The organism is Streptomyces niphimycinicus (genome assembly GCF_018883605.1).
Classification (GTDB): domain Bacteria; phylum Actinomycetota; class Actinomycetes; order Streptomycetales; family Streptomycetaceae; genus Streptomyces; species Streptomyces niphimycinicus.
In genome coordinates this window covers 1-26,763 of sequence record NZ_JAHLEM010000155.1, presented here as the reverse complement: position 1 = coordinate 26,763, position 26,763 = coordinate 1, and the positions used below count along the sequence as shown (strand labels likewise).

Annotated in this window: 24 protein-coding genes and 1 tRNA gene; 9 read left to right on the top strand and 16 right to left on the bottom strand. The window is 70.7% G+C overall.

Annotated features, from left to right (window positions below):
• From KN815_RS50360 to KN815_RS15415, 7 genes are all read right to left on the bottom strand, one after another.
• Positions 1 to 330, bottom strand: a 330-nt coding sequence (locus tag KN815_RS50360) for a DUF8010 domain-containing protein (protein WP_507229902.1), incomplete at its 3' end; no start/stop codon positions are given.
• Positions 327 to 842, bottom strand: a complete 516-nt coding sequence (locus KN815_RS15440; RefSeq protein WP_216342511.1) for an acyl-CoA thioesterase — start codon at positions 840 to 842, stop codon at positions 327 to 329. The genes KN815_RS15440 and KN815_RS50360, both read right to left, overlap by 4 nt.
• A 4-nt stretch (positions 843 to 846) precedes the next feature.
• Complete coding sequence (gene ettA, locus KN815_RS15435; protein WP_216342510.1) at positions 847 to 2,511, bottom strand: energy-dependent translational throttle protein EttA; 1,665 nt, start codon at positions 2,509 to 2,511, stop codon at positions 847 to 849.
• Between the two features lie 324 nt (positions 2,512 to 2,835).
• Entirely contained in the window at positions 2,836 to 4,233 is a 1,398-nt protein-coding gene (locus tag KN815_RS15430; protein WP_216342509.1) for an LAETG motif-containing sortase-dependent surface protein, read from the bottom strand.
• 216 nt (positions 4,234 to 4,449) lie between these two features.
• On the bottom strand, positions 4,450 to 4,974 hold the full coding sequence (locus KN815_RS15425) for a single-stranded DNA-binding protein (RefSeq protein ID WP_372458364.1): 525 nt from the start codon (positions 4,972 to 4,974) through the stop codon (positions 4,450 to 4,452).
• A 122-nt stretch (positions 4,975 to 5,096) separates the two neighbouring features.
• Complete coding sequence (locus KN815_RS15420; protein ID WP_216342507.1) at positions 5,097 to 6,989, bottom strand: GTPase; 1,893 nt, start codon at positions 6,987 to 6,989, stop codon at positions 5,097 to 5,099.
• Between the two features lie 6 nt (positions 6,990 to 6,995).
• Positions 6,996 to 8,606, bottom strand: a complete 1,611-nt coding sequence (locus KN815_RS15415) for a dynamin family protein (RefSeq protein WP_216342513.1) — start codon at positions 8,604 to 8,606, stop codon at positions 6,996 to 6,998.
• Between the two features lie 382 nt (positions 8,607 to 8,988).
• Between KN815_RS15415 and KN815_RS15410 the strand changes: the two genes are divergently transcribed.
• Positions 8,989 to 9,061, top strand: a tRNA-Arg gene (locus KN815_RS15410).
• Between the two features lie 126 nt (positions 9,062 to 9,187).
• On the opposite strand, the gene KN815_RS15405 is transcribed toward KN815_RS15410, so the two are convergent.
• From KN815_RS15405 to KN815_RS15395, 3 genes are all read right to left on the bottom strand, one after another.
• Positions 9,188 to 9,877, bottom strand: coding sequence for a siderophore-interacting protein (locus tag KN815_RS15405; protein WP_216342506.1), 690 nt, complete (start codon positions 9,875 to 9,877; stop codon positions 9,188 to 9,190).
• A gap of 164 nt (positions 9,878 to 10,041) precedes the next feature.
• Entirely contained in the window at positions 10,042 to 11,760 is a 1,719-nt protein-coding gene (gene ctaD / locus KN815_RS15400) for an aa3-type cytochrome oxidase subunit I (RefSeq protein WP_216342505.1), read from the bottom strand.
• A gap of 195 nt (positions 11,761 to 11,955) precedes the next feature.
• Positions 11,956 to 12,375, bottom strand: a complete 420-nt coding sequence (locus KN815_RS15395; protein ID WP_216342504.1) for a hypothetical protein — start codon at positions 12,373 to 12,375, stop codon at positions 11,956 to 11,958.
• A gap of 457 nt (positions 12,376 to 12,832) precedes the next feature.
• On the opposite strand from KN815_RS15395, the gene KN815_RS15390 reads away from it, so the two are divergent.
• Positions 12,833 to 13,840 carry a sporulation protein gene (locus KN815_RS15390; protein WP_216342503.1) on the top strand — a complete coding sequence of 336 codons (1,008 nt, stop codon included), beginning with the start codon at positions 12,833 to 12,835 and terminating at the stop codon, positions 13,838 to 13,840.
• Positions 13,841 to 13,912: 72 nt separating this feature from the next.
• Here the strand turns inward: KN815_RS15390 and KN815_RS15385 are convergent, their stop codons facing one another.
• Together KN815_RS15385 and KN815_RS15380 are read right to left on the bottom strand one after the other, a co-directional pair.
• Positions 13,913 to 15,208: a cation:proton antiporter gene (locus KN815_RS15385; protein ID WP_216342502.1), complete on the bottom strand. Its 1,296-nt coding sequence runs from the start codon at positions 15,206 to 15,208 to the stop codon at positions 13,913 to 13,915.
• 4 nt (positions 15,209 to 15,212) lie between these two features.
• The gene (locus tag KN815_RS15380; RefSeq protein ID WP_216342501.1) at positions 15,213 to 15,683 is read right to left on the bottom strand and encodes a cation:proton antiporter regulatory subunit; all 471 of its coding nucleotides are present in this window, start codon (positions 15,681 to 15,683) and stop codon (positions 15,213 to 15,215) included.
• A 178-nt stretch (positions 15,684 to 15,861) separates the two neighbouring features.
• Here KN815_RS15380 and KN815_RS15375 point away from each other — a divergent pair, with 178 nt between their 5' ends.
• Positions 15,862 to 16,284, top strand: a complete 423-nt coding sequence (locus KN815_RS15375) for a hypothetical protein (protein ID WP_216342500.1) — start codon at positions 15,862 to 15,864, stop codon at positions 16,282 to 16,284.
• A 125-nt stretch (positions 16,285 to 16,409) separates the two neighbouring features.
• Here the strand turns inward: KN815_RS15375 and KN815_RS15370 are convergent, their stop codons facing one another.
• Positions 16,410 to 17,399: a zinc-dependent alcohol dehydrogenase family protein gene (locus KN815_RS15370; RefSeq protein WP_216342512.1), complete on the bottom strand. Its 990-nt coding sequence runs from the start codon at positions 17,397 to 17,399 to the stop codon at positions 16,410 to 16,412.
• A gap of 149 nt (positions 17,400 to 17,548) precedes the next feature.
• Positions 17,549 to 17,767: an MbtH family protein gene (locus KN815_RS15365; RefSeq protein ID WP_014060764.1), complete on the bottom strand. Its 219-nt coding sequence runs from the start codon at positions 17,765 to 17,767 to the stop codon at positions 17,549 to 17,551.
• Between the two features lie 170 nt (positions 17,768 to 17,937).
• Between KN815_RS15365 and KN815_RS15360 the strand changes: the two genes are divergently transcribed.
• From KN815_RS15360 to crcB (KN815_RS15345), 4 genes are all read left to right on the top strand, one after another.
• Complete coding sequence (locus tag KN815_RS15360; RefSeq protein WP_216342499.1) at positions 17,938 to 18,969, top strand: polyprenyl synthetase family protein; 1,032 nt, start codon at positions 17,938 to 17,940, stop codon at positions 18,967 to 18,969.
• An 80-nt stretch (positions 18,970 to 19,049) separates the two neighbouring features.
• Complete coding sequence (gene crcB / locus KN815_RS15355; RefSeq protein WP_216342498.1) at positions 19,050 to 19,556, top strand: fluoride efflux transporter CrcB; 507 nt, start codon at positions 19,050 to 19,052, stop codon at positions 19,554 to 19,556.
• Entirely contained in the window at positions 19,553 to 19,888 is a 336-nt protein-coding gene (locus KN815_RS15350; RefSeq protein ID WP_216342497.1) for a DUF190 domain-containing protein, read from the top strand. Before crcB (KN815_RS15355) ends, KN815_RS15350 begins: the two co-directional genes overlap by 4 nt.
• Entirely contained in the window at positions 19,885 to 20,259 is a 375-nt protein-coding gene (gene crcB, locus KN815_RS15345; RefSeq protein WP_216342496.1) for a fluoride efflux transporter CrcB, read from the top strand. The genes KN815_RS15350 and crcB (KN815_RS15345) overlap by 4 nt, the downstream gene beginning before the upstream one ends.
• A 138-nt stretch (positions 20,260 to 20,397) precedes the next feature.
• Here crcB (KN815_RS15345) and KN815_RS15340 read toward each other — a convergent pair whose 3' ends face one another.
• Positions 20,398 to 21,333, bottom strand: a complete 936-nt coding sequence (locus KN815_RS15340) for a LysR family transcriptional regulator (RefSeq protein WP_216342495.1) — start codon at positions 21,331 to 21,333, stop codon at positions 20,398 to 20,400.
• Between the two features lie 170 nt (positions 21,334 to 21,503).
• Positions 21,504 to 22,604 carry a sulfotransferase gene (locus KN815_RS15335; RefSeq protein ID WP_253208996.1) on the bottom strand — a complete coding sequence of 367 codons (1,101 nt, stop codon included), beginning with the start codon at positions 22,602 to 22,604 and terminating at the stop codon, positions 21,504 to 21,506.
• A 580-nt stretch (positions 22,605 to 23,184) separates the two neighbouring features.
• On the opposite strand from KN815_RS15335, the gene KN815_RS15330 reads away from it, so the two are divergent.
• Both KN815_RS15330 and KN815_RS15325 read left to right on the top strand, forming a co-directional pair.
• Positions 23,185 to 25,995 carry a helix-turn-helix transcriptional regulator gene (locus tag KN815_RS15330; RefSeq protein WP_216342493.1) on the top strand — a complete coding sequence of 937 codons (2,811 nt, stop codon included), beginning with the start codon at positions 23,185 to 23,187 and terminating at the stop codon, positions 25,993 to 25,995.
• Between the two features lie 39 nt (positions 25,996 to 26,034).
• A partial coding sequence (locus KN815_RS15325; RefSeq protein ID WP_216342492.1) for a flavin monoamine oxidase family protein occupies positions 26,035 to 26,763 on the top strand: 729 nt, incomplete at its 3' end.

The following is a 26,763-nucleotide window of genomic DNA, read 5'->3' as shown; positions in this document are numbered from 1 at the left end:
GCCGTCGGCGGTCCGCCCGGCCCGCGCCGTGACCAGCGCGTCCTCCAGCTCGCCCGCCGAGACCGTCGTATCCAGCGCGCCGGGCCCGCGCGCCGCCCCAGCGGCCCCTGCCGGCGTGGCATCGGTGCCGATGATCGCTTCGAGCCGCGCCGTACGGATCGCGAGGACCTCGAAGGACGGCGGCCGGCCGAAGACGGCGAGCACACCGCCGCCCGCTTGCAGCCGCACCGCCGCCGCCCGGTCGTAGTGGATCAGCCGGGCCAGGAAGGCGGCGAGATCGGCCGCCTCCCCGGCGTCGGTGAAGTGGAGCTCCTGGCCGGCGGCCGTCATACGGCAACGGCCCCCTCCGGCCGCCCGGCGCCACCGGCGGATCCACCGGAATCACCGGATCCACCGGACTTCGCAGCCGCCTTACCTGCGCCCTTCTTCACCGGGTCCGGCTCCAGGTACTCGGTCAGGAACCTCTCCTCTTCCGGGGAGACCCGCCGCGGCCGGCCCTGGTCGAGGTCGTAGGGCACGATGCGGGTGGCGGCACGCACATACAGCGCGTCCTCGTCCTTGATCTCGTAGCGCAGGGTGAGATACGCGGCCCTGATCTCCGTCACCCAGGTCTCGATGGTCACCGGGCTGTGCCGGTGGACGAGGGGCTTCAGATAGTCGATCTCATGCCGGGCCACGACCACGCCGCCGGTGAACGCGTCGCTCCCGTTCCCCGGCGCCAGCCGCCACATGAAGTCGACCCGGGCCTCCTCCAGATAGCGGAGGAAGGTCACGTTGTTGACGTGGCCGAACGCGTCCATGTCGGACCAGCGCAGGGGACAGGGGTAGATATGGCGTGCCATCCACTCAGCCCCGGGTGAGCTTCTTGTAGGTGGCACGGTGCGGACGGGCCGCGTCCGGGCCGAGCCGCTCGATCTTGTTCTTCTCGTACGACTCGAAGTTGCCCTCGAACCAGAACCACTTGGACTCGCCCTCGTACGCCAGGATGTGCGTGGCGACGCGGTCGAGGAACCAGCGGTCGTGGGAGACGACCACGGCGCAGCCGGGGAAGTCGAGCAGCGCGTTCTCCAGCGAGGAGAGGGTCTCGACGTCGAGGTCGTTGGTGGGCTCGTCGAGGAGCAGCAGATTGCCGCCCTGCTTGAGGGTGAGCGCGAGGTTGAGGCGGTTGCGCTCACCGCCCGAGAGGATGCCGGCCGGTTTCTGCTGGTCCGGGCCCTTGAAGCCGAACGCGGAGACATAGGCGCGGGACGGCATCTCGACCTGGCCGACGTTGATGTAGTCGAGCTCGTCGGAGACGACCGCCCACAGCGTCTTCTTGGGGTCGATGTTGGCGCGGCTCTGGTCGACGTAGGAGATCTTGACGGTCTCGCCGACCTTGATGCGGCCCGCGTCGGCGGTCTCCAGGCCCTGGATCATCTTGAAGAGCGTGGTCTTACCGGCGCCGTTGGGGCCGATGACACCGACGATGCCGTTGCGCGGGAGGGTGAAGGAGAGGTCGTCGATGAGGACCTTCTCGCCGAACGCCTTGGAGAGGTTCTCCACCTCGACCACGACGCTGCCCAGGCGCGGGCCCGGCGGGATCTGGATCTCCTCGAAGTCCAGCTTCCGGGTCTTCTCGGCCTCGGCGGCCATCTCCTCGTAACGGGTCAGCCGGGCCCGGGACTTGGCCTGGCGGCCCTTGGCGTTGGAGCGGACCCAGTCCAGCTCCTCCTTGAGGCGCTTGGCGCGCTTGGCGTCCTTCTGGCCCTCGACCTTCAGCCGGGCCTGCTTCTTCTCCAGGTAGGTGGAGTAGTTGCCCTCGTAGCCGATGGCGCGGCCGCGGTCGAGCTCCAGGATCCACTCGGCCACGTTGTCCAGGAAGTACCGGTCGTGGGTGATGGCCACGACGGTGCCCGCGTACTTGGCGAGGTGCTGCTCCAGCCAGTTGACGGACTCGGCGTCCAGGTGGTTGGTGGGCTCGTCCAGCAGCAGCAGGTCGGGGGCCTCCAGCAGCAGCTTGCAGAGCGCGACCCGGCGCTTCTCACCACCGGAGAGGGTGGTGACCGGCCAGTCGCCGGGCGGGCAGCCGAGGGCGTCCATGGCCTGCTCGAGCTGGGCGTCCAGGTCCCACGCGTTGGCGTGGTCCAGGTCCTCCTGGAGCTTGCCCATCTCCTCGAGCAGCTCGTCGCTGTAGTCGGTCGCCATCAGCTCGGCGATCTCGTTGAAGCGGTCCAGCTTGCCCTTGGTCACCGCCACGCCGTCCTGGACGTTCTCCAGCACGGTCTTGGACTCGTCGAGCGGGGGCTCCTGGAGCAGGATGCCAACGCTGTAGCCGGGCGAGAGGAAGGCGTCACCATTGGACGGCTGCTCCAGGCCCGCCATGATCTTCAGCACCGTCGACTTACCGGCGCCGTTGGGGCCCACGACACCGATCTTCGCGCCAGGGTAAAAGCTCAGCGTGACGTCGTCGAGGATCACCTTGTCGCCGTGCGCTTTGCGCGCCTTGCGCATGGTGTAGATGAACTCAGCCAAGAGAAACCGTCCGGCAATCTGGTAGGTATCGAGGTGCGGCTCCGCCGCGGGGTCCGTATCCGTGGCGGCTCCACCGCATGAGGGTAGATACAGCCATCTTGCCGTACGCCAAGCCCGAGGCGGAAACCCGTTTGGTCCGGCGTGCGGCGTGAGTCCGGCATCCGCGGCCCCACCACCCTGGCATCCGCCGCCCCCATGACGCGAAGGGCCGGAACCTCCGCGAGGCTCCGGCCCTCCATCACCGCGTTTTCGATGATCACCACACTCGGTGACCTTCGTTTCACTCAGCGATCACTGCTGCCCCGGCGTCGCCGCCCAGGCGTTTCACTCGCCCGCGGGCGCCTTCTTCTTGCGGACGAAGAAGACCGCGCCGCCACCGACGACGACCAGCGCCACGGCGATGCCCGCGATCATCGGAGTGTTGCTGCTGCTACCGGTCTCGGCGAGGTCGCCACCGGAGGTGTCACCGCCGGTGCTGCCACCGGCCGACGCGGGGCTCGGCTGCGAGGAGGGGGTGTCGCTGCCGCCACCGCTGCTGGCGGTCTTGCAGTCGAGAACGCCGGAGAAGGTCTTCTCGAAGCCATTCGGACCGGTGATGCTGAACTTGTAGCTCTGGTCCTCCTTCACCGGGGCGGTGACGGTCTTCGACTGACCCGCCTCGACGGTGTACTTCTGGCCCAGCAGCTCGAAGGTGAACGCCTCGTCGCCCTTGTTGGTGGCCGTGATGTCCACGCCGCCCTTGGCGCAGTCCTTCTCGGCGGAGACCGCCGGGACCGCGCCCTTCTTCGCCCAGTTCGCGGTGGCGGTGGCGGAGACGGTGCTCTCGCTGGACCCGGCCAGGATCTGCGTCTGGCTCTTGGTGGCGCTGGCGAACGCGCGGCCCACCGGAACCTTGGTGGCGGCCTGGGCGGTCAGCGTGGCGGAACCGTCCGCCGCGCCCTCCGGGACGTCGAAGTACACCTCGCCGCCGTCGGCGGCGCTGGTGAGGGTCTTGCCGCTCTTGTCGACGAGCTTGACGCCGCTGCCCCCGGCCTCGGTACCCGGGGTCAGGGTGACGCTGTCGGCGTTGGTGTGGACCTTGACCGGGCCGAGGCGCTCACCGGCCTTGCCGGAGACGGCCGGCGGGTCCAGGCTCAGCGACGCCTTGGGCTCCGCGAGGTTCTGCGCGCTCTTCTCGAGGTAGTCGGCCAGCTTCTCGGCCTGCGGGTCGATCGCGTCGACCTTCGCGTTGTCCGAGAAACGCCAGATGGCGACCTGCGTACCCGCGGCGGCGGTCTTCTCGGTGAGGGCACCGGTGCCGGCCGTCTTCGCCAGCGCACCGAGGTCGTTCACCTGCGGGTAGGAGTTCTGGAGAACCCAGTTGATCTTGCCCGCGTTGGGGTTGTTCGCCAGGGACGTCTCGGCCCAGGACTTCTCCTCGTACTTCGCCTTGCTCTGCGTCGGGTTATGCAGATCAATGCAGTACGTCTGGATGGAACCGCCGTTGTCGACCGACATCTCGAAGAGACCGGCGCCGACCTGCTGGTCCTTGCCGTTCTCGTGGATCACGGCCTTGTCGAACGTCTTGAGACCGCCCAGCGTGGCGGTGGCGCCGCCCTGACTCGGGGGCGCGTCATCGGCGGCGGCGGTGCCTGCGGTGACCAGCGCGCCCGCCGCGACCAGACCGGACGCCAGAACGGCGGCCGCAAGGCGGGCAATGCCCCGCCTCTTTACAGAAATCATGGTTTCCCCTCCGGGCGAGCGCCAGTCGGTTGGTGCGCCTCGCCAGCGAACTCAAAACTCAGGAACCCCCGTTGGGCACGCACGGATCCTAGGGAGAAAAGCGGTGCATGTTCCCCGCTAATGCCTGGACCCAACCGATCCGAATCGGAATCGTTATCAATCTTCAGATCGCATATGAGCTGGGATTATCGACAAGTCTCCCGTGCTCACAGCCACTCACGGGGAAGTTGTCCTGGTCGGTGCGTTTAGAAGCGGTTTAGCCTGTGAAACCCGGCGAAAAGCGGATGTACCGCGCGTAAGATCATGTCCCACCGCCATCGCGTCGATCTCGGCGGTAACCCAGCGACTGGGCTGATTCGGCCCGCCACCGGAATCCACGGCCGGGCCCGGGCCCACGGCCGCGCCTCCCCCTTCTCCCTGAAGCGGCCGACCCCTTTCCCGCTCCCGCTCCCGGTCCCATTCGCGCTCCCGCACCCGCAACGTCCCATGGACAACAAGCGGTTCACCGAGCGATACCGACCCGGCGACATTCGCGGCGAGCGTGCGCCACGCCCAGACCGTATAGAAACTCGTATACGCGTCCGCCCACGCGTCCCGCCCCCGGTCCCACCGGCGCACCGTCACCGCCAGCCGGAACCGGGCCACCGCGACTCCCGCCGCCGTCTCCCAGAAATCCGGCCGCGTCGCGGCATTGCCCACCACGGTCACCCAGCTCTCATTCACCGGCCACGCCTCCCCCATCAATTCCCGGCCCTGTCGTGCTGTTCGTGGACCATGCTGCCCGGAATCGCCAGACCCCGCCGGGCCCTGTGCACGACCCCGCGATTGTGGATAACTCGGTCACCCGCCCGGGTGACCGACCGTCACGCGCCGCCCGCCGCGATGACGTACTGCGCCCGTACCTCCCCGTACCGGGCCAGCTCCGCCTCCACCGGCTCCAGCACCCGCCGGGCCCCGCACTCGGCCGCCGCCGCCCGCAACCGGCCCTCCACCGACCGGCCATGACGCCGGGCGGGCCCCCGCGCCGCCACCCGGGAGCCCCACGCCAGCGCCGGACCGACCGCCGCACCGCCCACCAGCAGCGCCGGCATCCACCACTGCGGCCCGCCGAACACCCCTGCGGTGGCTCCCAGCAGCCACAGCACCCCCACCATCTGCACCACCAGCAAGGTCACCTGAGCCGCCGCCACCATCGACCACCACACCGGCCGGATCGGCTGCCGGTCCACCGCCGCTGCCGCCACCGCCTCGTCGACCGCCTCCGCCAGCCCTCTGCCGCCCCACCCCGCCGCCTCCCGCACGGCCTGCGCCCAGGGGCCGGGCAGCCCGGCCGTCGCCTGGTCCCCGAGCGTCCGTACGGCCTCCTCCACCGCGGGGCGTGCCGTGACCGCCTCCACCGCCACCGTGCGCGCCCGCGCGCCCGGAATCTCCATCCGCTCCGCGGCTCCGGGGGTTCGCGAGGCCCGGGAGGCCCCCGAGGCGCGGGCCCTCCTCCCCCGCACCCGCCCCCACGGCGTTCCGCACCGCCACTCCGCGTCCCTCAGCCAGGCGCGCTCCGCCGCCTGCCCGGCCGCGACCGCCCCCGCCGCCTCGGCCAGCCGGTCCTCGAACTCCGCCCGCGCCCGCTCGGTGAGCCCGACCGGCCCGTTGTCCGCCACATACTGCGGCCGCAGCCGCGTCATGGTGCCGTCCACGTCCGCCGACAGCCGGCGCTCGGCCGCCCCGCATTCGGCCGTGAGCCGCCCGAGCGTCTCCCGCAGCTCTCGGACGCCCTCGCCGGTCAGCGCGGACAGCGCCAGCACGGCCGCCCCCGGCTCCCCGTGCTCCCCGAGGGCGAGCCCGTCCTCGTCCAGCAGCCGCCGCAGATCGTCCAGCACCTGGTCCGCGGCCTCGCCCGGGAGCCGGTCCACCTGGTTGAGCACGACGAAGGTCACCTCGGCATAACCGGCGAGCGGCCGCAGATAGCGCTCATGGAGGACCGCGTCCGCGTACTTCTCGGGGTCCACCACCCACACCACCGCGTCGACGAGACCCAGCAGCCGGTCCACCCGCTCCCGGTGGCCCGGGGCGGCCGAGTCGTGGTCGGGCAGGTCGAGGAGGACGAGACCGCGCAGCGCGGGGTCGTACGGATAGCCCGGGTTGCGCCGGTCCACCGCCGGGATGCCGAGCCGGTCCAGCAGGCCGTCGGCGTGGTCGGTCCACGCACAGGCGAGGGGTGTGGCGGTGGTCGGGCGGCGGATCCCGGCCTCGGAGAGGGGGGCTCCGGCGAGGGCGTTGAAAAGTGTCGACTTACCGCTTCCGGTGGCCCCGGCGACGGCGACCACGGTGTGCCCGTAAGGATGCCGTCCCCGCGCGTCCGCCTCGTCGAGCACCCGCGCGGCCCCGGCGAGCGTGCGTCCCTCGAGCCGGGACCGGGACAGCCCGACCAACTGGCGCAGGGCCTCGAGACGGGGCCGCAGGGTGCCTGTCGCGAAGCTACGGACGCCGGCCTGGTACACGGCGTAGGGAGGGCCGCCGAAGGACCGCCGGTCGGTCTCCTCCTCCGGGAAGTAGCCGACCGGGGCGTGGGGAACGCCCGTCGCGGCCTCCTGCGGCCTCCCCTCGTCCACCGCGCGGACGTGCCGGGCCCCGGCCCGTCCTCCGGTCCAGCGGTGCGCGCGCCGGGCGATCAGGCCGTCGTCCCATGTGTGGCGGCCCGTCGCCGCCCGGTCTCCCCCGCCGCCCTCGTTGCCGCCGTTGCCCTCCGTGGCCGTCACCTTCGGTCACCTCTCCTTCTGAAGTACGGACAGCGCGGCGATCAGCTCGACCTGGTGCTCCGGGGACATGTCCAGGGCGTCCAGCGGGGCCAGCCTGCCGTCCCGCTCCGCCCGCATGGCGCGCGTGACACAGTTGTCGAGCAGCCGTCCGCCGCGGTCGCCCAGACGCAGCGCCGCATGCGCGCCCAGGGTCTCGGCGAGCTTCTCGCCCGCCTTACGGGCGCGGCGTCCGCCCAGCAGGGACGCGGCGAGCAGGGCGGCGATCTCCTCGGGCGCGCAGTTGCCCCCGTATTCGGCGATCCGGGCCCTGGCCTCCTCCTCGGCCAGTTCCTCGGCGCAGCGCCGCCAGTGCCGCACGGCCACGCCGATCCGCTCGGCGGCGCCGGGCGCGTCGCATGGAGCGAGCGCGGCCCGCGCGACCGGGTCCTGCCTTCCGGCCTCCGCGACCCGCTCGTCGGCGGTGGCGGCCGCGCCGCGCAGCAAGGTGGCCAGGGAGTCGGTGAGAGCCGTAAGGAGCTCATCGGGGGTGCTGTCATGCGGCAGGCCGTGCCAGTGGGTGAGGGCACCGCCCGCGAGCGCCGCGCCCTGCGCGATCTCGCGCCGCACCCGCTCCACCGCCTCCCCGTACGCGCCCTCGACCCGCTGGACCAGCCGCACCGCGGCCGCGTGCTGGGCCGCCGCGGCCCCGGCCAGCGCGGGCATCCGGGAGCTCAGCGAGGCGAGCGTCCCGGCGGCCGTACGGGCGGCGGCGACGGTACGGGCGTACGGATCCTGTGCGTGCTGGATGAGCCAGGACCGCAGGGCGGCGACGGCGGTGGCCGGCAGCAGCCCGCTGCCGCCGCCCGCGGATTCGGGGAGCTCGGGGATGGTGAAGCGCGGGACATCGCCGAGCCCGGCCGCCGTAAGGAGCGCGGCGTACTGCCGGGAGACCTCGGCGGCCACCTGGTGCGGCACCCGGTCCAGGACGGTGACGAGGGTGACGTCGAACTCCTTCGCGGTCCGCAGCAGATGCCAGGGGACGGCGTCGCCGTAGCGGGTGGCCGTGGTGACGAGCACCCAGATGTCCGCGGCGCAGATCAATTCGGCGGCCAGATCGCGATTCCGCGCGACCAGCGAGTCGATGTCGGGCGCGTCGAGCAGGGCGAGCCCCCGCGCCAGCCCCGGGTCGGTCTCCACCCGCAGCGCCGCGGGCCCCTCTTGCGCCCGCCCCTCCTCGTCGTACGCGCTCTCCGCCCGCTCCCCCTGTGCCGGCACCCACACCCGGGTGAGCCGCGGCAGCACCCGCTGCCCCGCGAACCAGGGGTGATCGTCGGGATGGCATACCAGCACCGGCGTACGCGTCGTGGGCCGCAACACACCGGCCTCGGTGACCCGTCGGCCGACCAGCGAATTGACGAGGGTGGACTTGCCCGCCCCGGTCGATCCCCCGATTACCGCCAGCAGGGGCGCTTCGGGGGCGCGCAACCGGGGCACGAGGTAGTCGTCCAGTTGAGCGAGCAGCTCGGCTCGGCTGCGGCGAGCGCGGTCGGCGCCGGGAAGGGGGAGCGGAAACCGGGCGGCGTCGACACGGTCACGCAGTGAGGTCAGCGCGTCGAGCAGCCGGGGCCGTACGTCCAAGATCGCCACGTGGTGAAGAATGCACGCTTTTGGTGCCTTTTTGAAGCGTATGGTCACTCGTGCGCGTCAAAGAGACCCACCCGGATCACACTAAAAGGGGCATGAGGCGGACGTGACGACAGGGGCGCGGGCATAACGAGTAGACAACACCCGTTCCCTGAGGCGTGAAAAACGATGCAAGTTTCAGACCTGCCTGCGATTATCAGACCGCTTCACCGAACCTCCACAACGTGCCACGGAGGTGAAGCAACCGGGGCGAGGCGCAAGGAGCCCTATCCTTGTCCCGGCAAGGTCACGGTCCGTCGAGCCCGGCCACCCGCACCACGGCCGCCCCGTCGGCCCCGCAGGCACCGGGGGCTCAGCAGTTCCGCGACCACCACCGGCCCCCGTAGCTCAGTGGATAGAGCAGGCGCCTTCTAAGCGCTTGGCCGCAGGTTCGAGTCCTGCCGGGGGCGCACCGAACCCTCTTCTCTACGCACGTAGCGGAGGGGGTCTTCGCGCTGTTCGGAGCGCTCCGCCGGGCTCGCGTACCGCACCGGGTGCGCCCCGGCGATCAGGGGGCAGCGCGGGAGCCGTCCGTCCTACTCCATGCCTCGCTTGCCCGGTGCCCAGAACGGCTTGGTGAGTACCGCGCGGCGGTCCCAGCCCGCCTCCCGGACGAGCACCTGGCGTACTCGCTGCACGGTACGGGCCTCGCCGGCGACGTAGGCGATCCCGCCCGGTTCGGGGGCAAGACGTCGCACCGCGTCCGGGAGTGAAACGTCTCCCCTGGTCAGCCAGTTGAGGCGGTCCGCATGGGGCAGCGGCAGGCGGTCCGCGGCCGTGTCCGTCTCCAGGCAGCCGGAGACCCGCGCATCGGGCGGCAGTGCGGCCAGCATCGCACCGAAGGGGACGGATGCCGTCTCCTCCCCGACGAAGACGTGGTGGGCGGCATCGGGTCGGAGCGTGAACGACCCCTCGGGCTTGCCCAGACGCACCCGCTCGCCGACCTGGACGCTCCCGCCCCAGCGCGCCCCCGGCCCCGCTTCGGCATGGTCCAGCACGCACAACTCGACGGCGCCGGAGGGGTCGTAGCGCCACACGGAATACGTACGGCGGGTCAGCCCGGAGCCGACCAGGACGCGCACCTGCTGGCCGGGGCGGACGTCGAGACCGGCGAGGGTGTCGCCCTCGATGCGCAGCCGGCGCATGCGGGCGGCTATCGGTTCGGCCTCGGTGACGGTGCCGCGGAGCATCAGCAGGTCCAGGACCGGGTCCAGCAGCGTGGGCATGGGGGTGCTCCTCGGGGAACTCGGGTGAATGCAGGGGAATGCGGGGGAAGTTGGGCAGCCATCGGCAACCGAACGCGATAGTACGCGTCTGCGGCTGGATGCGATAGTGCGTGACTTTCCCCGGCCCGGGTCCAGGCCCCGAGGGGGTCGCTCCTCAGCGGGCGTCAGTCCTTACGGTCCCCGGTGTCGTCGCCCGTTTCGCCCGCCCCGGAGAGGGGCGGCCTGCTCGACGTGGTCACCTCCTGGGGGATGACCTCGGGGTGGTGGAGGTCGAAGGCGGGGGATTCGGAGCGGATCTTCGGCAGGGTGAGGAAGTTGTGCCGGGGCGGGGGGCATGAGGTGGCCCATTCCAGGGAGCGGCCCCATCCCCAGGGGTCGTCGAGATCGACCCGCTTTCCGTACTTCGCGGTTTTCCACACGTTGTAGAGGAACGGCAGGGTGGACAGGCCCAGGAGGAAGGAGCCGATGGTGGAGATCGTGTTCAGCGTGGTGAAGCCGTCGGCGGCCAGATAGTCGGCATAGCGGCGCGGCATGCCGATGACGCCCAGCCAGTGGTGCACCAGAAAGGTCGTGTGGAAGCCGACGAACAGGGTCCAGAAGTGGATCTTGCCGAGGCGCTCGTCGAGCATCCTGCCGGTGAACTTGGGCCACCAGAAATAGAATCCGGCGAACATCGCGAAGACCACCGTGCCGAAGACCACGTAGTGGAAGTGGGCGACGACGAAATAGCTGTCGTGAACCCCGAAATCCATCGGCGGCGAGGCGAGGATCACCCCGGTCAGCCCGCCGAAGAGGAAGGTGACCAGGAAGCCGATGGACCACAGCATCGGCGTCTCGAAGGAGAGGGAGCCACGCCACATGGTTCCGATCCAGTTGAAGAACTTCACCCCGGTCGGCACCGCGATGAGGAACGTCACAAAGGAGAAGAACGGCAGGAGCACCGCTCCGGTGGCGAACATATGGTGGGCCCATACGGTCGCGGACAGGCCGGTGATGGCGATGGTGGCGCCCACCAGGCCGATATAACCGAAGACGACCTTGCGGGAGAACACCGGAATGATTTCGGTGATGATGCCGAAGAACGGCAGGGCGATGATGTAGACCTCGGGATGGCCGAAGAACCAGAAGAGGTGCTGCCAGAGCACCGGCCCGCCGTTGGCCCCCTCGAAGACGACCGCGCCGAATTTACGGTCCGCCTCCAGCACCAGCAGGGCGGCCGCCAGGATGGGGAAGGCGAGCAGCACCAGGACCGAGGTGAAGAGGATGTTCCAGGTGAAGATGGGCAGGCGGAACATCGTCATTCCCGGGGCGCGCATGCACACGATGGTCGTGACGAAGTTGACGGCGCCCAGGATCGTTCCGAAGCCGGAGAGGGCGAGGCCCATCACCCACATGTCGCCGCCCACGCCCGGTGTGCGCGCCTTGCTGCTGAGCGGCGTATAGGCCGTCCAGCCGAAGTCGGCCGCGCCGCCGGGGGTGAGCAGACTGCCGATAATGATCAGCCCGCCGAAGGCGAAGAGCCAGTACGAGAACATATTCAGCCGGGGGAAGGCGACATCCGGGGCGCCGATCTGGAGTGGCATGATCTCGTTGGCGAATCCGGCGAACACCGGCGTGGCGAAGAACAGCAGCATCAGCGTGCCGTGCAGGGTGAAAGCCTGGTTGTACTGCTCGGGACTGACCAATTGCAGTCCGGGCCGGGCGAGTTCGGCCCGCATGACCATGGCCAGCAGACCGCCGATGAGAAAGAAACCGAACGCGGTCACCAAGTACAGGTGTCCGATTTTCTTATGGTCCGTGGTGGTGAGCCAGTCGACCACGATGCTGCCGAGTTTGGTGGGTTCGGCGGGAGCTTGAAATTCGGGCTTGGTTGTCGTCGCCATGTCCGTGTCCGCTCCTCGGCAGGATGCATATGGGGGCGGCCGGCGGCACCGGCCGACGAATACGTTGTATTGATTCGCCCACCATTACCCGAAGCGGGACGGCGATTCGGACCCGACTCGCCGTGGAGGTCCTTCTGCGATCGCCATGCTCCCAGCAGCCGTTCGTTTTATCTGTGCCGCCCATATGCGCCGCGCCTACGGCTGTGGCTTGGGCTGTGCCGTCCTTCCGGCCTCGAGCTGGGACTTCGCCTCGCGCAGGGCGCGGCGTACCTGCGGGCGCGGGTCCTGACCGGCCAGCCTGCCCGGCAGGGCGATGGCGAGCCGCGAGGGCTGATCCTTCGTCCGGGCCGCCAGCTCGGTCCCGCAGTTCCCGGGCGCCGGGCGGATCCGGATCTCCAGCCGGTCTCCGTAGCGCTCCAGCGGCTCCGGCAGCGCCTCGGCCCATACGTCCGTGGGCGGCCGGTTGACGGTGACCGTCTGCCATCGGCCGCCGTTCTGGGCGTCGGCCGGCCGGGCCATCCGCGACGGCCTGTGCCGCCAACGCCTGATCCCCGCGCTCACGACGATCGCGGCGGCGCTGAGCAGCGCCGATCTCACCCGTCGCACACGTGACATCGGTTCCTCCCGTCCTCCGGGGTGAGGATGAACAGGCGCCCCGCATTCGGGCACACGCCTATGCGGACATACTCCACTCTGCGCACTGCGCCCGCCCGTCGTGGGCCCAGGGTCCGCCCCCGGGTTACCCGCGCCCGGGAGCCCCAATCAGATGGCGCTCCGCGAGGGGCCGTTGGTGGAAACAGACCGTTTTCCCCGCCCGATCCGGGTCACCCGAAAGGGTGGCGTCGGGTACGGACGAACGAATTCCGAAAAGTGTTCGACCGGACGAGGGACCCACCAAAGGGCGCCTGAGCTGGGACGTCGCGGATGCCGACGGCCGGGGCCGCACCATCCCCGGCCGGTTTTGCCATTCCAGAAGGTATGCATGGGAATCCCTTTACCGTCCCATTCGTTCCACACATACCCCCACGGAACAGTGAACGAACCCAGCGACAGTGAAGGAGTGGACTCCGCGATGGTGTTCAAACGAGTGCTCGGCTCGCTCGGGGTCGGCGGACCCGTCGTGGACACGGTCCTGGACCGGGGGCCGGTGCGCCCCGGTGGGGTGGTGCAGGGGCAGGTGCGGCTCCGGGGCGGAGGCCGGGCCCGCGATATCGAGCACCTCGCACTGGAGCTGGTCGCCAGGGTCGGCGCGGGGCACGGCGGCGAGGAGGGCCCGGGCGGCGTGGTCTTCGACCGTCTCCGGCTCAGCGGGGGGTTCCGGCTCGATACGCGAGAGCACAGAGACATTCCGTTCATATTTCACATACCGTGGGAAACCCCGCTCACCGAGCTGTCCGGGCAGCCGCTGGGCGTCGTCCTGGCCCTCCGGGTCGAGCTCGCGTCGGCGGGCGCGAAGGACCACGGCGATCCGGAAGAGCTGATCGTGCGACCGCTGCCGGTCCAGGAAGCCGTGCTGGGGGCGCTGGGGCGGCTCGGCTTCGGCCTCGTCGCCGCCGATCTGCGGCTCGGTCATATCGCCGGCAGCGGGCAGACGCTCCCCTTCCACCAGGAGATCGAGCTCACCCCCGCCCCGCGCTACATCCACGACATGAACGAGATCGCCGTAGCTCTTCTCACCGGCTCCGAGGGCATGGAGGTCGTCCTGGAGGCCGACAAGCGCGGCAGGCCCTTCTCCGGCGTGTCCTCCCCCGGCAAGCGCCTCCGCGGTGGCCCTGTCGCCCCGGGCCGCCACACCGTGCGCCATGAGGGCCGCGAACATCGCGACTGGACCGCTGAGGTCGACTCCTGGATCCGGGCGCTCATCGAGGCCCGCGCCGCGCACCCGCCCCGCGCCGGGGCGATCGCCTCGGCAATCTCAGCCGGTACGGCGGCCGGGGTCGCGGGCGGCGGCATGGTCGCGGCCGGGCTCGGCGACGCGTTAGGGAACTTAGGGGGGTTAGGAGACTTAGCAGGTTTCGAAGGCTCAGGGGGCTTGAAAGACTTCCGGGACTCGGGGCACGAGGACGCGGACCAGGGCTGAGACACGCGGAAGGGCCGCGGATCTCCCCGCGGCCCTCCCTGTACGCACCGGCGAACGCCTTATGAACGGCGCCTATGAACGGCGCCCCACTGCATCGGGGTCGTCCACCGTCTCCCGTGGCTCCTCCCCCAGGCCCTCGCGCCCGTTCCCGGCCCCGTTCGCTCCTCCGGCCTCGGCCGCCTTCGCCTCAGCGGCCTCGCGGCGCGCCGCCAGCCGGGCCGTGACCCGCCGGGCGACGGGCTCCGTCCAGCGGGCGGTGAGCGGCCCGAGGACGACCAGGATCAGGACGTACGCCGTGGCCAGCGGGCCCAGCGAGGGTTCGATACCGGCCGTGACGGCGAGTCCGGCGATGACGATCGAGAACTCGCCCCGGGCCACCAGCGTGCCCCCCGCCCGCCAGCGGCCCCGTTCGGAGATCCCGGCCCGCCGCGCCGCCCAGTAGCCGGTGGCGATCTTCGTACTGGCGGTGAGGACGGCCAGCGTCATGGCGGGCAGCAGCACCGGGGGGATGCTGGCCGGATCCGTATGCAGTCCGAAGAAGACGAAGAAGACGGCGGCGAACAGATCCCGCAGCGGGCTGAGCAGATGATGGGTGCCCTCGGCGACCTCCCCGGACAGGGCGATGCCCACCAGGAACGCGCCGACGGCCGCCGACACCTGGAGCTGCTGGGCGATCCCCGCCACCAGCAGCGTCAGCCCGAGCACCACCAGCAGCAGCTTCTCGGGGTCGTCGCTGGAGACGAAGCGGGAGATGTGCCGGCCGTAGCGGACGGCCAGGAACAGCACCAGACCGGCCACGCCGAGGGCGATGGCCAGGGTGACGCTGCCCGCCGCCAGGCCCGCACCGGCCAGCAGGGCGGTGACGATCGGCAGATAGACGGCCATCGCCAGGTCTTCGAGGACCAGGATGCTCAGGATCACCGGGGTCTCGCGGTTGCCGAGCCGGCCCAGATCGCCGAGGACCTTGGCGATGACACCGGAGGAGGAGATCCAGGTGACACCGGCGAGCACCACGGCGGCCACCGGCCCCCATCCCAGCAGCAGGGCCATGACGGCGCCGGGCAGTGCGTTGAGCACCGCGTCGACGAGCCCGGCCCGGTACTGGGTCTTCAGATTGCTGACCAGATCGCTGGCGGTGTACTCCAGGCCGAGCATCAGCAGCAGCAGGATGACGCCGATCTCGGCGCCGGTCGCGACGAACTCCTCGCTCGTCCCCATCGGCAGCAGCCCGCCCTCGCCGAAGGCAAGTCCGGCCAGCAGATACAGCGGGATCGGGGAGAACTGAAACCGTCCGGCCAGCCGCCCCAGCAGCCCGAGGCCCAGGATGACCGCGCCGAACTCGATCAGAAAGACGGCAGACGAATGCATCGGCTTACACCCGCCCGAGTATCGCCGCGGCCGACTGCACGCCCTCGCGGGTGCCGATCACGATCAGTTCGTCCCCACCGGCCAGCCGGAAGTCGGGGGTCGGAGAGGGGATCGCCTCCGCCCTGCGCAGCACGGCCACGATCGAGACGCCGGTCTCGGTCCGCATCCGCGTCTCGCCCAGCACCCGCCCGTTCCAGTACGACGTGGACGACAGCTCGATCCGCTCGGCCACCAGCCCCAGCTCGGTCGTGGACAGCAGATTCGGGCTGTGATGGCTTGGCATCAGGACCCCGACCAGTGCTTCCGCTTCCCCTGCGGTCAGCCTGGTGGACAGGGCACACTCATCGGGATCCTCCTTCCGGTACGCACTCAGCGTCCGGTCTCCGTCGCGGTGCGCGATGACCGACAGCAACCCGTTCTCTCGTGTCGTCAGGTCGTAGCGAACCCCGATGCCGGGCAATGGCGTACTGCTCATCCGCGGAGCGCCCACAATCATCCCTCTCGTCGCTCGAGTCTCATGCCACCCTAACGAATGGCAAAGAATTGGTAATGAGGGCCGGTGGATGGGGGCGCGATGGGACGATGCCGGCCGCACAAGGATGGGGTGGCCATCGACAGGCGAGGAGGATGGTGCCCGGAGGAGGATGGGGCCCATGATTGAGTGGAGGCGGCTCAGCACAGGCATCAGGCCGGTTCCCGATCCGGTCGCCACTCCCGTCATCTGGGGTGGGGCCTTCCTCGGTGCGCTGGTGCTGGTGGTGACCGTGAACTTCCTCGGCGGCCACGGCCGCCCGGTGTTCGCCCTGATCGGGCTCTCCCTGCTGGCCGCCCTGCTGGGGCTGTGCGCGCGTTTTGTCGCGGCGCCCGGTACGGCGGCGCTGTGCTGGCTGTTCCTCAACGGCTTCGCCATTCCGCCCGCGGGGCGGCTCTCCTGGGCGGGCGACCGCGACGCAGGCTGGCTCGCCTGCCTCCTGGCGGCGGCCGTCGCGGGCACCGCGCTCGCCCGTATCGTCAACGCCCGGGCGGGATACCGCCGCGTCTCCCCGCTCGGCCGCCGAGCGGGGCCGCCGGAGTGAGCGACGGGCGGTTCGTGGGGTTGTAGCGGCTCCGGGCAACGGCCGGTCCATGGCCGTAGAGGTCCCGAGCGACGACCGGTTCGTGGCCGTAGCGGTCCCCGGGGTGGAGCGCCCGGCTCCTCGCGCTAGTGCGGCATCGTCAGGACCGCGACCCCGTTGACGCGGTCGGCGGCGAGGTCGTCGAGGGCGGCGTCCGCCCGGTCGAAGGGGTAGGGGGTGATCGTGGCACTGATGCGGTCCTCGGCGGCCGCGGCGAGGAATGCGCGCCCGTCCTCACGGGTGTTGGCGGTGACGCTGCGCATGGTGCGTTCGCGGAAGAGGTGGCGGTCGTAGTCGAGGGACGGGATGTCCGAGAGGTAGATCCCGGCGATGCTCAGCGTGCCGCCGGCGTCCAGGGCCTCCAGGGCGACCGGGACCAGTTGGCCCACCGGCGCGAAGAGGATGGCGGCGTCCAGGGGCTCGGGCGGGCGGTCGTAGGAGTCGTTCGCGGAGGCGGCGCCGAGTTCCAGGGCGAGGGCCTGGGCGGCGGGTGAGCGGGTCAGGACGTGGACGACGGCGCCCTGGGCCATGGCGACCTGGGCGGTGAGGTGGGCGGAGCCGCCGAAGCCGTAGATGCCGAGCCGGCCGCCCGGCGGCAGGTCGGCGCGGCGCAGGGCGCGGTAGCCGATGATGCCGGCGCACAGCAGCGGGGCGAGTTCCTCGTCGGTGTATCCGGAGGGCAGCTCATAGGCGTAGGCCGCCGGTACGGTGACGTACTCGGCGTAGCCGCCGTCCGCGTCCCAGCCGGTGTACTCCGAGGACGGGCAGAGATTCTCCTGGCCCCGGAGGCAGTAGCGGCAGTGGCCGCAGGTGCGCCGCAGCCAGGGGACGCCGAGCCGGACTCCGGGGCCGGGGCCATGCGCCCGCGAACCCGCCGCGACGACCTCGCCGACGGCCTCGTGGCCGGGGACGACGGGGCTGCGGTGCGGGGGCAGATCGCCGTCGCGGACATGCAGATCGGTGCGGCACACCCCGCAGGCCCGGACCCGGATCAGCAGTTCGTCCTCCGCCGGCCGTGGCACCGGCAGCTCCACCTGCTCGATCCGGCCCGGGGCGGGGACCACCCAGGCCCGCATGGTCGCCGGAAGGTCGGCGTTCGCGTCGGTCGTCACACCGTCAACGTAACGCCGTGGGGCCCATCGCAACCGTAAGGCACGCGTTCAGGCCATGCGGCGCCAAAAGGGAAGAGATACGGCCGGAAACTGCCAACCGAGTGCGGGTCCGGTCAGGCCGAGGTGCCATCCATCGCGGTGATCAGGCTCTTGGGCCGCATATCGGTCCAGTGCTCGTTGACGTAGTCCAGGCACGCCTGGCGGTCGTCCTCGCCATGGGCGACCGTCCAGCCCGCGGGGACCTCGGCGAAGGCCGGCCACAGGGAGTGCTGCCCCTCCTCGTTGACGAGCACGAGATAGCGGCCGTCGGGGTTCTCGAAGGGGTTGCTCATCGCTGTTCTCCTCGCTCGCGATCGGCGTCGTCAGGCTTGACGGTACCGGCCGGAGCGGGCACCCGCCGAGGGGTTCCCCGAGGGCCCTGGGAAAAAGCCTGGGATACGGAAATGGCACCTTCCTGACGGAATTCAGTGTTCCGGTATGTCCCTGGCCTACGGTCCGCGGCATGGTCGCGTCCGCCACAACCGAGCCCAGGGGCTCCATGGCCATGGAGCTCACCACCGGCGACCCCGCGCTCACGGCCCGGCTGGAACGCGGGATGGACGCCTCGGAGGAGCAGCTCCGCGCGCTCGCCGCCGAGGCCCGGGACCCTTGGGTCGCGGAGATCGCCGGACATCTCTTCGGCCCCGGCGGAAAGCGGCTGCGCCCGCTTCTGGCGCTGGTCGGCGCGGAGTTCGGCGAGCGCGATCCATCCGCCGCCGTGAAAGCCGCCACCCTGGCCGAGCTGGTGCACGTCGCCTCGCTCTACCACGACGACGTCATGGACCAGGCCCGCACCCGGCGCGGAGTGCCCAGCGTCAACGCCCGCTGGGGCAACACCACCGCCGTACTCGCGGGCAATTGGCTGCTGTCGAAGGCCGCCCAGCTCGCCGCGGAACTCGGCCCGGAAGCCATCCGATTGCAGTCCAAGGTCACCAATCGGCTGATCATGGGCCAGATACGGGAACTCGTCGGCCCCTCGGACGACGCCGATCCGCTCTCCCACTACTTCACGGTGGTGGCGGGGAAGTCGGCCTCGCTCATCGCCATGGCGCTGCAACTGGGGGCGGTCCGGACGGGCGCCCCGGAGCCCGCCGTCCAGGCGCTCGCCGAGTACGGCGAACATCTGGGAATCGCCTTCCAGATATCCGACGACATCCTCGACATCACCTCCACCTCCGAGGTCTCCGGCAAGGAACAGGGCAAGGATCTCGCGATCGGTGTCGCCAGCCTGCCGGTGCTGCTGGCGCTGGCCGACGAGCGGCCGGAGGCGGGTGAGTTGCGCACCCTGCTGACCGCCGCCACCGCGGGCCCGGAAGGGGCCGGGCTGCCGAGGGCGGTCGCGCTGCTGCACCGCTGCGGGGCGCTGGCGGAGGCGCGGACGGTGATGCACGCCCGGCTGCTGCGCGCCAGGACCGCGGTGAACGGGCTGCCGGACGGGCCGGCGACGCGGGTTCTGCACGCGCTGTGCGACTTCGTGGCGCGCCGGGATCACTGACCGGCTCCCGTGGGCTCCCGTACGTCCTGGCCGCCCTCCCAGATCGGCCGGTGTCGCCGTCACGACGTAGCCTGATCCCTATGGGCAACTCACGGTCGGATGTGGTGGACGAGCCCATCGACCCCGATACCGGCCCGGCCCCGCCCGCCCGGCACCACCCCTGGCGGGGGCAGGGCCCCGTGGTGGCCGTGGTGGCGGTGGGCGGCGCGCTCGGGGCGACGGCACGCTACGCGGCGTCGCTGCTGTGGCCGACCCCGTCCAGCGCCTTCCCCTGGACGATCCTGCTGGTCAACGCCGTCGGCTGCGCGGTCATCGGCGTCTTCCTGGTGCTGATCACCGAGATGTGGACGGCCCACCGGCTGGTACGGCCCTTCTTCGGCACCGGTGTGCTCGGCGGCTTCACCACCTTCTCGACCTATGCCGTGGACTTCACCCGGCTGGTCCAGGACGGCCGTTTCGCGATCGCCTTCGCCTATCTGGCCGGGACGCTCGTGGTGGCGATGGTGGCCGTATGGGCCGCCGTGGCGGCGGCCCGGCGCGTCCTGGGCGCGTACGGCGGCGGGCCCGGCGGGAGGGCGGCCCGGTGACCGGCCAGCCCGCGCTGCGGCTGACCGTCTTCATCGGCGAGAACGACACCTGGCATCGCAGACCGCTGTCCGCCGAGATCGTGCACCGCGCCCATCGTGCGGGGCTCGCGGGTGCGAGCGTGTTCCGCGGCGTCGAGGGGTACGGCTCCTCGTCCCTGATCCACACCTCGCGGCTGCTGTCGCTCGGCGAGGACTTGCCCATGGCCATCGTGATGATCGATACGGAGGAGCGGGTGCGGTCCTTCCTGCCCGAGCTGGAGGAGATCGTGGGTGACGGCCTGGTGGTGGTCGACCCGGTCGAGATCGTGTACCCCCGGGGCCGGGCCCGGTGAACTGGCTGCTGGTGGTCGCGGGCGCGATGGTCGGTGCCCCACTGCGCTATCTGACCGACCGCGCGGTCCAGGCACGGCATGACTCGGTGTTCCCCTGGGGCACGTTCCTGGTCAATGTGGTGGGCGCTCTGGTGCTGGGCCTGCTGACCGGCGCGGCGGCGGAGGGGGCGGCGTCCGAGCGGGTGCAACTGCTGCTGGGCACGGGGCTGTGCGGGGCGCTGACGACGTACTCGACGTTCTCGTACGAGACCCTGCGGCTGGCCGAGGAGGGCGCCCGGCTCTTCGCCGTGGCGAATGTGGTGCTGAGTCTGGTGGCCGGGGTGGGCGCCGCCTTCGCGGGTGTGGCGCTGGCCCACGCGATCTGGGGCTGACGGCACGACGACCCGCGCGGCGGCCTTACGGTCGTCCCGCCCCGTGGCACCCACTTCGCGGCGGCCTTACGGTCGTCCCGCCCCCGAGCGCACACCTCGCGGCGGCCTTACGGTTCGCACCGGCCCGCCCCCGCACCGCTACGGCAGCAGTCGCGTCGTGTTCGGCGGCAGGCCGAACTCCCCCGCGGCCGCCGTCCGCAGATGCTCGAGCAGCACCCGGCGCAGCTCCCGCGCGGCCCGGGGCGGCGCGACGTCCTTACGGTGGGCGACGGCGATGGTGCGCTGCATATCGTGGCCCGCGAACGGGGTGATCCGCAGCCCGGACCGGGCCGCCACCATCCCCGGCAGTACGGCGATGCCGAGCCCGGCCCGTACGAAGCCCAGCACCGCGTCCATCTCGCCGCCCTCGACCGTGAAGGACGGCTCGAACCCGGCCGCCCGGCAGACCGCCGTGGTGAATTCGCGCAGGTCGTAGCCGCGCCGGAACATCACCATCGGCCGGTCCCGCAGATCCTCGACCAGGATCCGCCGGCGCCGGGTGGGGGGTGGGGAGGCGGGCGAGGAGGCCACCACCAGCTCCTCCCGCAGCAGCTCGGTGGCGGCGAGCGCGGGGGCCTGGCCGGGCAGCGGGGTGATGATCAGCGCGAGGTCCAGCTCGCCCGCGGAGAGCGTACGGACCAGGTCCTGGGAGCCGCCCTCGTCCACGATCAGCTCGATGCCCGGGAACTCGTCATGGAAGCGGCGCAGCACATCGGGGACGAAGCTGGCGCACAGGCTCGGTGTGGCCCCCAGCCGCACCCGGCCGCGCCGTAGCTGAGCGACCTCCTGGACCTCGCGGTGCGCGGTCTCGGCATCGGCGAGGATCTGGCGGGCCAGCGGGAGCAGTGCCTCTCCCGCGTCGGTGAGGGCGATATTGCCGCGCGCCCGGTGGAAGAGATCGGCTCCCAGCTCCCGCTCCAGGGCGCGGATCTGCTGGGACAGGGAGGGCTGGGCGACATGCAGAAGCTCCGCGGCGCGGGTGAAGTGCCGGGTCTCCGCGACGGTGGCGAAATAACGGAGCTGATGCAACTGCACACCATGATGATAGGCACCGGCTATGGACGCCCGGCCACAGCGTGCCCAGGACATATGAGCCAGGCCACAGCGTGCCTGAGCCAGGCCGGACAGGCCAGGACAAGACAGCAGGGCGCCACCCGGCGACCGGCCTCGGGGTGAGCGGCCGTCGCCGGGTGACGACGCGCGCCCTACTGGTGGGCGGCCAGCGCCCGGGTGCCCGGGCTACAGGACTCGAGCAGCGGGGTGAGCTCCGCCTCGGGCAGCTTCCGCGCCGCGCCGGGCCGGCCGCCGTCGAGGTGGGCGATGGAGGCGTCCAGCCAGGTGCGGTGCGGTTCCACCCCGATGAACTCGGCGAGCCGGATCAGTTCCTTCTCCGGCTCTTCCAGCAGGGCCTCGTAGGACAGCGCGGTGCGCTGCTCCGCCGGGACGTCGTCCAGCTTCCGCAGACCGTCGAGGATCGTCTCGGACCACAGGGTGCCGAACGCGCTGAGCGGGATGGTGCGCTCCATCACCAGCGCCGGGTCGTACCGGTCGCTCAGCAGCGGTGCCAGGTCGGGCGGGAGCTGGGCCGCGTGCTGCGGTGTCAGATGCCGCGGGGTCTCCAGGCCGAGGTGCGTGGCCATCTCCCACAGCAGCGGGATCATCCGGAAGCTGAAGTGGCGGCTCATGGAGACGGCGCAGTCGGGGCCCTCGCGGTAGAGGTGCACAAAGCGCGCCTCGGGGAAGGCGCGGTGCATCTCCGGCACGCGGCCGATGGACAGGCCGGTCCGCTCGACGACGGCACCGGGGTTGCCGAACCGTGTGCCGAGGGAGGCGAAGAGGGCCGTCCAGTGGTCTGCCGGACGGCGGGTGGGCCAGGAGGTGACCTCGGACTCCAACTCGTCGAAGAGCGCGTCGGGATCGTCGGTCAGATGGGGCAGCACCATGACGCTGATGGCCGGAATACCGGTGGTCTCCGCGTCGAACCGCCGCTTGGGCAGCTTGTGGTAGAGGAACTCGGGCGGGGTGGCGCCATTTTTGATCATGCTATTGGTGACCACGTTGGGCCGGGAGAGATATCCCCAGAACTCCGCGCCGCTCAGCGGAGCCTCGTCCAGCATCTCCGCATCGGGAATACTGGCGAACAATTCATTGATGCTGAGAACATCCGGATGAATATTGATGACCTGGGACAGAGCCGTCGAACCACACCGACCGGTACCGACAACAAATGTCAACTTCTGGTTGATCACGCGCACTTCCTCCCGTTTTCTCGGGCGACTAGTTGTTTCCCTAGTAGCCGTTCCCATAGTGGCCCATGACACACCGTGGTCCATTCGGTGGCCGCGGCGATGTTAATGGACGCTCCGGGCGACGATGGCTACGACCATGGAACAGCGGAAACACACACAACGGGATGCGTGGGGACGAACTCGAGGTTCGCTAGATTCCGACACTTTTGCGCAACTTTCACATCCGACAGGGGCGTTACCCCTGGCAACCCCCCAACCACCAGCGGCGACGCGCGATCTGAGAGCCGACGGGCGGCTTCACAACTCGGTTACGGGGGCGAAACCATAATCGAACAGTTTCTCCCGTGACGAGACGGTCATCTTTTCCTACCAACAGCACTGCTAGAGTGCGCATCCGCCCCATACCCCTGATCCTGGGCTGGCATGCCCAACCCGGCCGGGAGGGGCGGAAGTAGACGCGACATGACACAGAGCAGCCATGCCGCCGCACAGGGTGTCAGCAACGGAAGGGACCTGGGGCACAACAGCGGCGCGGTATTTTCGACTCGGGGGACGATGCATTACCAGGTGCGCCATGCACGGTGATTCGCTTTCAAGACCCCCGCGCATACGTTAAATCGGGGAAGGTGTTTCGTACGTGTTGGTGGAGCGCGATCAGGAGATAGCCCGGCTCAATCGGCTCCTCTTCGAGGGCGCCCGCGAGGGAAGCCGGCTCGCCGTGATCAGCGGCGCCGTTACATCGGGAAAGACCGCACTGCTGCACACCGTGGCGGACACGGCGGGTGGGCGCGGCGTCCGGGTACTGCCCGCGGTCGCCTCCGCCTCGGAGCAGAAGTTCCCCTATGCCGTGCTCGAGCAGCTCTACCAGGGCATGCCGGCCCATCTTCAGCCCGCCAGGCCGCGGCCCGGCCTCGAGGCGCTCCGGAACCCGCACGGCCCCGTCGAGGCCGAACTCCCGCTGCTCCAGGACTTCCACCGCACGCTCGACGAGCTGACCGGGGACGCCCCCCTGCTGATCGCCATCGACGACGTCCAGTTCGCCGACCTTCCGTCGCTGCGCTGCCTGGCGTACGGCATCCGCCGCTGCCGCTCCGAGGCGCTGTCCGTCGTGGTCAGCCGCGGGGCACTGACCGGCCCCGCCGCCACCGCCCTGGACGAGCTGCTGCACGAGCCGAAGGTGTGCCATGTCCGGCTCGCCCCGCTCACCGTCGCGGGCATCTCCACGCTGCTGACGGAGGAGTTGGGCACCCCGGAGGCCGGGCGCCACGCCGCCGCGTACCACGAGATGACCGGCGGCAATCTGCTGCTGCTGCGCGGCCTCCTGGACGACCGGTTCTCCCGCCTGACCCGCGGCCCCCTCGACCCCGCGCCCGGAACGGACGCCCCGGTGGCCGGAGAGCTGTTCCGGCAGGCGGCGCTGTCCTGCGTGTACCGCGGCGGCCCGGCCCACCGCCGAGTGGCCCACGGGGTCGCGCTGCTGGGTGACGCCACGTCCGTTCCCCTGCTGAGCAGGCTGATCGAGGTCGAGGAGCGGCTGGTCCGGCAGTCCGTCGGGCTGCTCACCGAGGTGGGCATCCTGCACGGCGGACGGTTCCGCAGCGACGCGGTGCGCACCGTGCTGCTGGACGATCTGGAGCCGCACGAGCTGGGCCCGCTGCATCTGCGCGCCGCCCGGCTGCTGTACGAGGAGGGCGCCGACCCCCTCGACGTGGCCCGCCATCTGCTCAGCCACGAGGCGCCCGGGCCGGTCGAGGAGTGGATCTCGCAGGCGCTGCGCGACGCGGCCGTGCACGCCATCGCCGCGGACCGCAGGGAACTCGCCATGAACTGCCTTCAGATGGCCGGCCGGTACAGCACCGACGAGCGCGAGGCGCTGCAACTCCAGGCGGCCATGGTGCAGGCCATGTGGCCGTTCAACCCGCTGTCCCAGATGCGGCGGCTCCAGGCGCTGGCCGGTCCGGCCGGCAGCGGGCTGCTGCCCGCGCCGCAGACCATCCCGGTCGTCATCGGGCTGCTGGGGCTGGGCCGGATGGGCGAGGCGGCCGCCGCGCTGGAGCAGGTCAGCCGGGCCGCCGCCGAGCACCCGGGCACCGGTCTGGACACCGCGCTGCGCGCCATCCGGCTCGCGCTGTCCGCCACCTACCCCGACCACCCCGAACTGCGGCCCTTCCTGGACCGGGAGGAGTGCGACGGCCCGTGGGACGTCGGCCCGCTGTCGCCGGGCCAGTCCCCGGAGTCGCCTCAGTTGACCGCGTACCGGGCGCTGCGGACCGTACTGAGCCGCGGTGTCGACGAGCGCGCCGTGCGGGCGGCCGAGCGGGTGCTGGAGACCGTCCGGCTCTCCGACCGGACGATGCTGACGGTGCACGCCGCGCTCCAGACGCTGGTGTACGCGGACCGCCACGCGACCGCCACCAGTTGGTGCGACCGGCTGATCGAGGAGACCTCGGAGCGCGGCGCCAAGGCGCTGCTGGCCTACTTCTGTGTGCTGCGGGCCCAGATCGCCCTGCGGGTCGGACGGCTGCGGGACACGGTCCGGTACGCGGAGCGGGCGCTGGAGGAGCTTCCGGCGCGCGGCTGGGGGGTCACCGTCGGCATGCCGCTCGGGATGCTGATCAACGCGCACACCGCGATGGGCAACCACGACGCGGCGGCCGAACTGCTCGCCCGCCCGGTGCCGGAGGAGATGTACCGGAACCGCTTCGGGCTGCACTACCTCTACGCCCGGGCCCGGCACCAACTGGCCACCGGCCGGCAGCACGCGGCCCTCACCGACTTCCGCGCCTGCGGCGAGAAGATGGCCGCCTGGGGCCTGGACTCGCCCGCCACCCTGACCTGGCGGCTCGGTGCCGCCGAGACCTGGCTGACCCTGGGCGGCCAGGAGCGGGCGGCGCGGCTGGCGGAGGAGCAGTTGGAGCTGGCCGGGGAGTCCTCGTCCCGCACCCGGGGCGCCGCACTGCGGGTGCTGGCCGCCACCCGGCCGCTGAACGAGCGGATCGCGCTGCTCCAGCAGGCGGTGGGGGTGCTCCAGGCGAGCGGTGGCTGGTACGAGATGGCGCGGGCGCTGGCGGATCTGGCGGAGGCGCACAAGCAGCTCGGCGATCTGGACACCAGCCGGCTGATGACCCGTCGGGCCCTGCGGCTCGCGGACAGTTGCGGCGCGGAGGAGCTGTCCCGTTCGCTTCAGCGCACTCCGGCCCGTTCGGCCCTGTCGGAAGCGACCCGTACCGGCGAGGATACGGCCGCCTTTTCCGAACTCTCCGACGCCGAGAGCCGGGTCGCGGCACTAGCAGCTTCCGGCTACACCAACCGGGAGATCGCCGCTAAGCTCTACATCACGATCTCCACGGTGGAACAACACTTGACCCGTGTCTACCGGAAGATCAACATCAGCCAGCGCCGAGAACTGCCCGCGAGCCTGGATTTCGATGTCGCTTACACCGCCTGATATCCCCGCGATGCCACTCGGCCCCAAGAGGTTGATGCCATGACGTGCGCTACCGCGTCCGCCACGACCATGCTCGTGCCGGATTTCCCCTATTCCTATGACAGGTGGCTGTCCCATCCAGCCGGTTTGGGCTCCCTGCCTGCTGCGATGCACGGGACCGAAGTCGCCGTCATCGGCGGCGGCATGTCCGGACTGACCGCGGCCTATGAGCTTCTACGACTAGGGCTTTCCCCAGTTCTTTATGAAGCGGAGCAACTGGGCGGCCGGATGCGGTCCATACCCTTCCCCGGGAATCCGGAATACAAGGCGGAGATGGGGGCGATGCGCTTTCCCGTCTCCGCTCGATCGCTGTTCCATTACATCGATCTGCTGGGCGTGTCCACTCGTCCTTTCCCTAATCCTTTGGCGCCGGCCACCGCGAGCACGCTGATCGACCTGAACGGCGGTCAGGACCGGGCGCGCACCGCCGGCGAGCTTCCGGGGGTCTACCAGGAGGTCGCCGACGCGTGGGACAAGGCGCTCCAGGAGCGCGCCGACCTGGGCACGCTGCGGGACGCCATCCAGCGGCGGGACGTCACCACGCTGAAGACCGTATGGAACGCGCTGGTCAAGGAGTTCGACGACCAGTCCTTCTACGGCTTCCTCGCCACCTCGTCCACCTTCCAGTCGTTCCGCCACCGGGAGATCTTCGGCCAGGTGGGCTTCGGCACCGGCGGCTGGGACACCGACTTCCCCAACTCGGTGCTGGAGATCCTGCGCGTCGTGGTC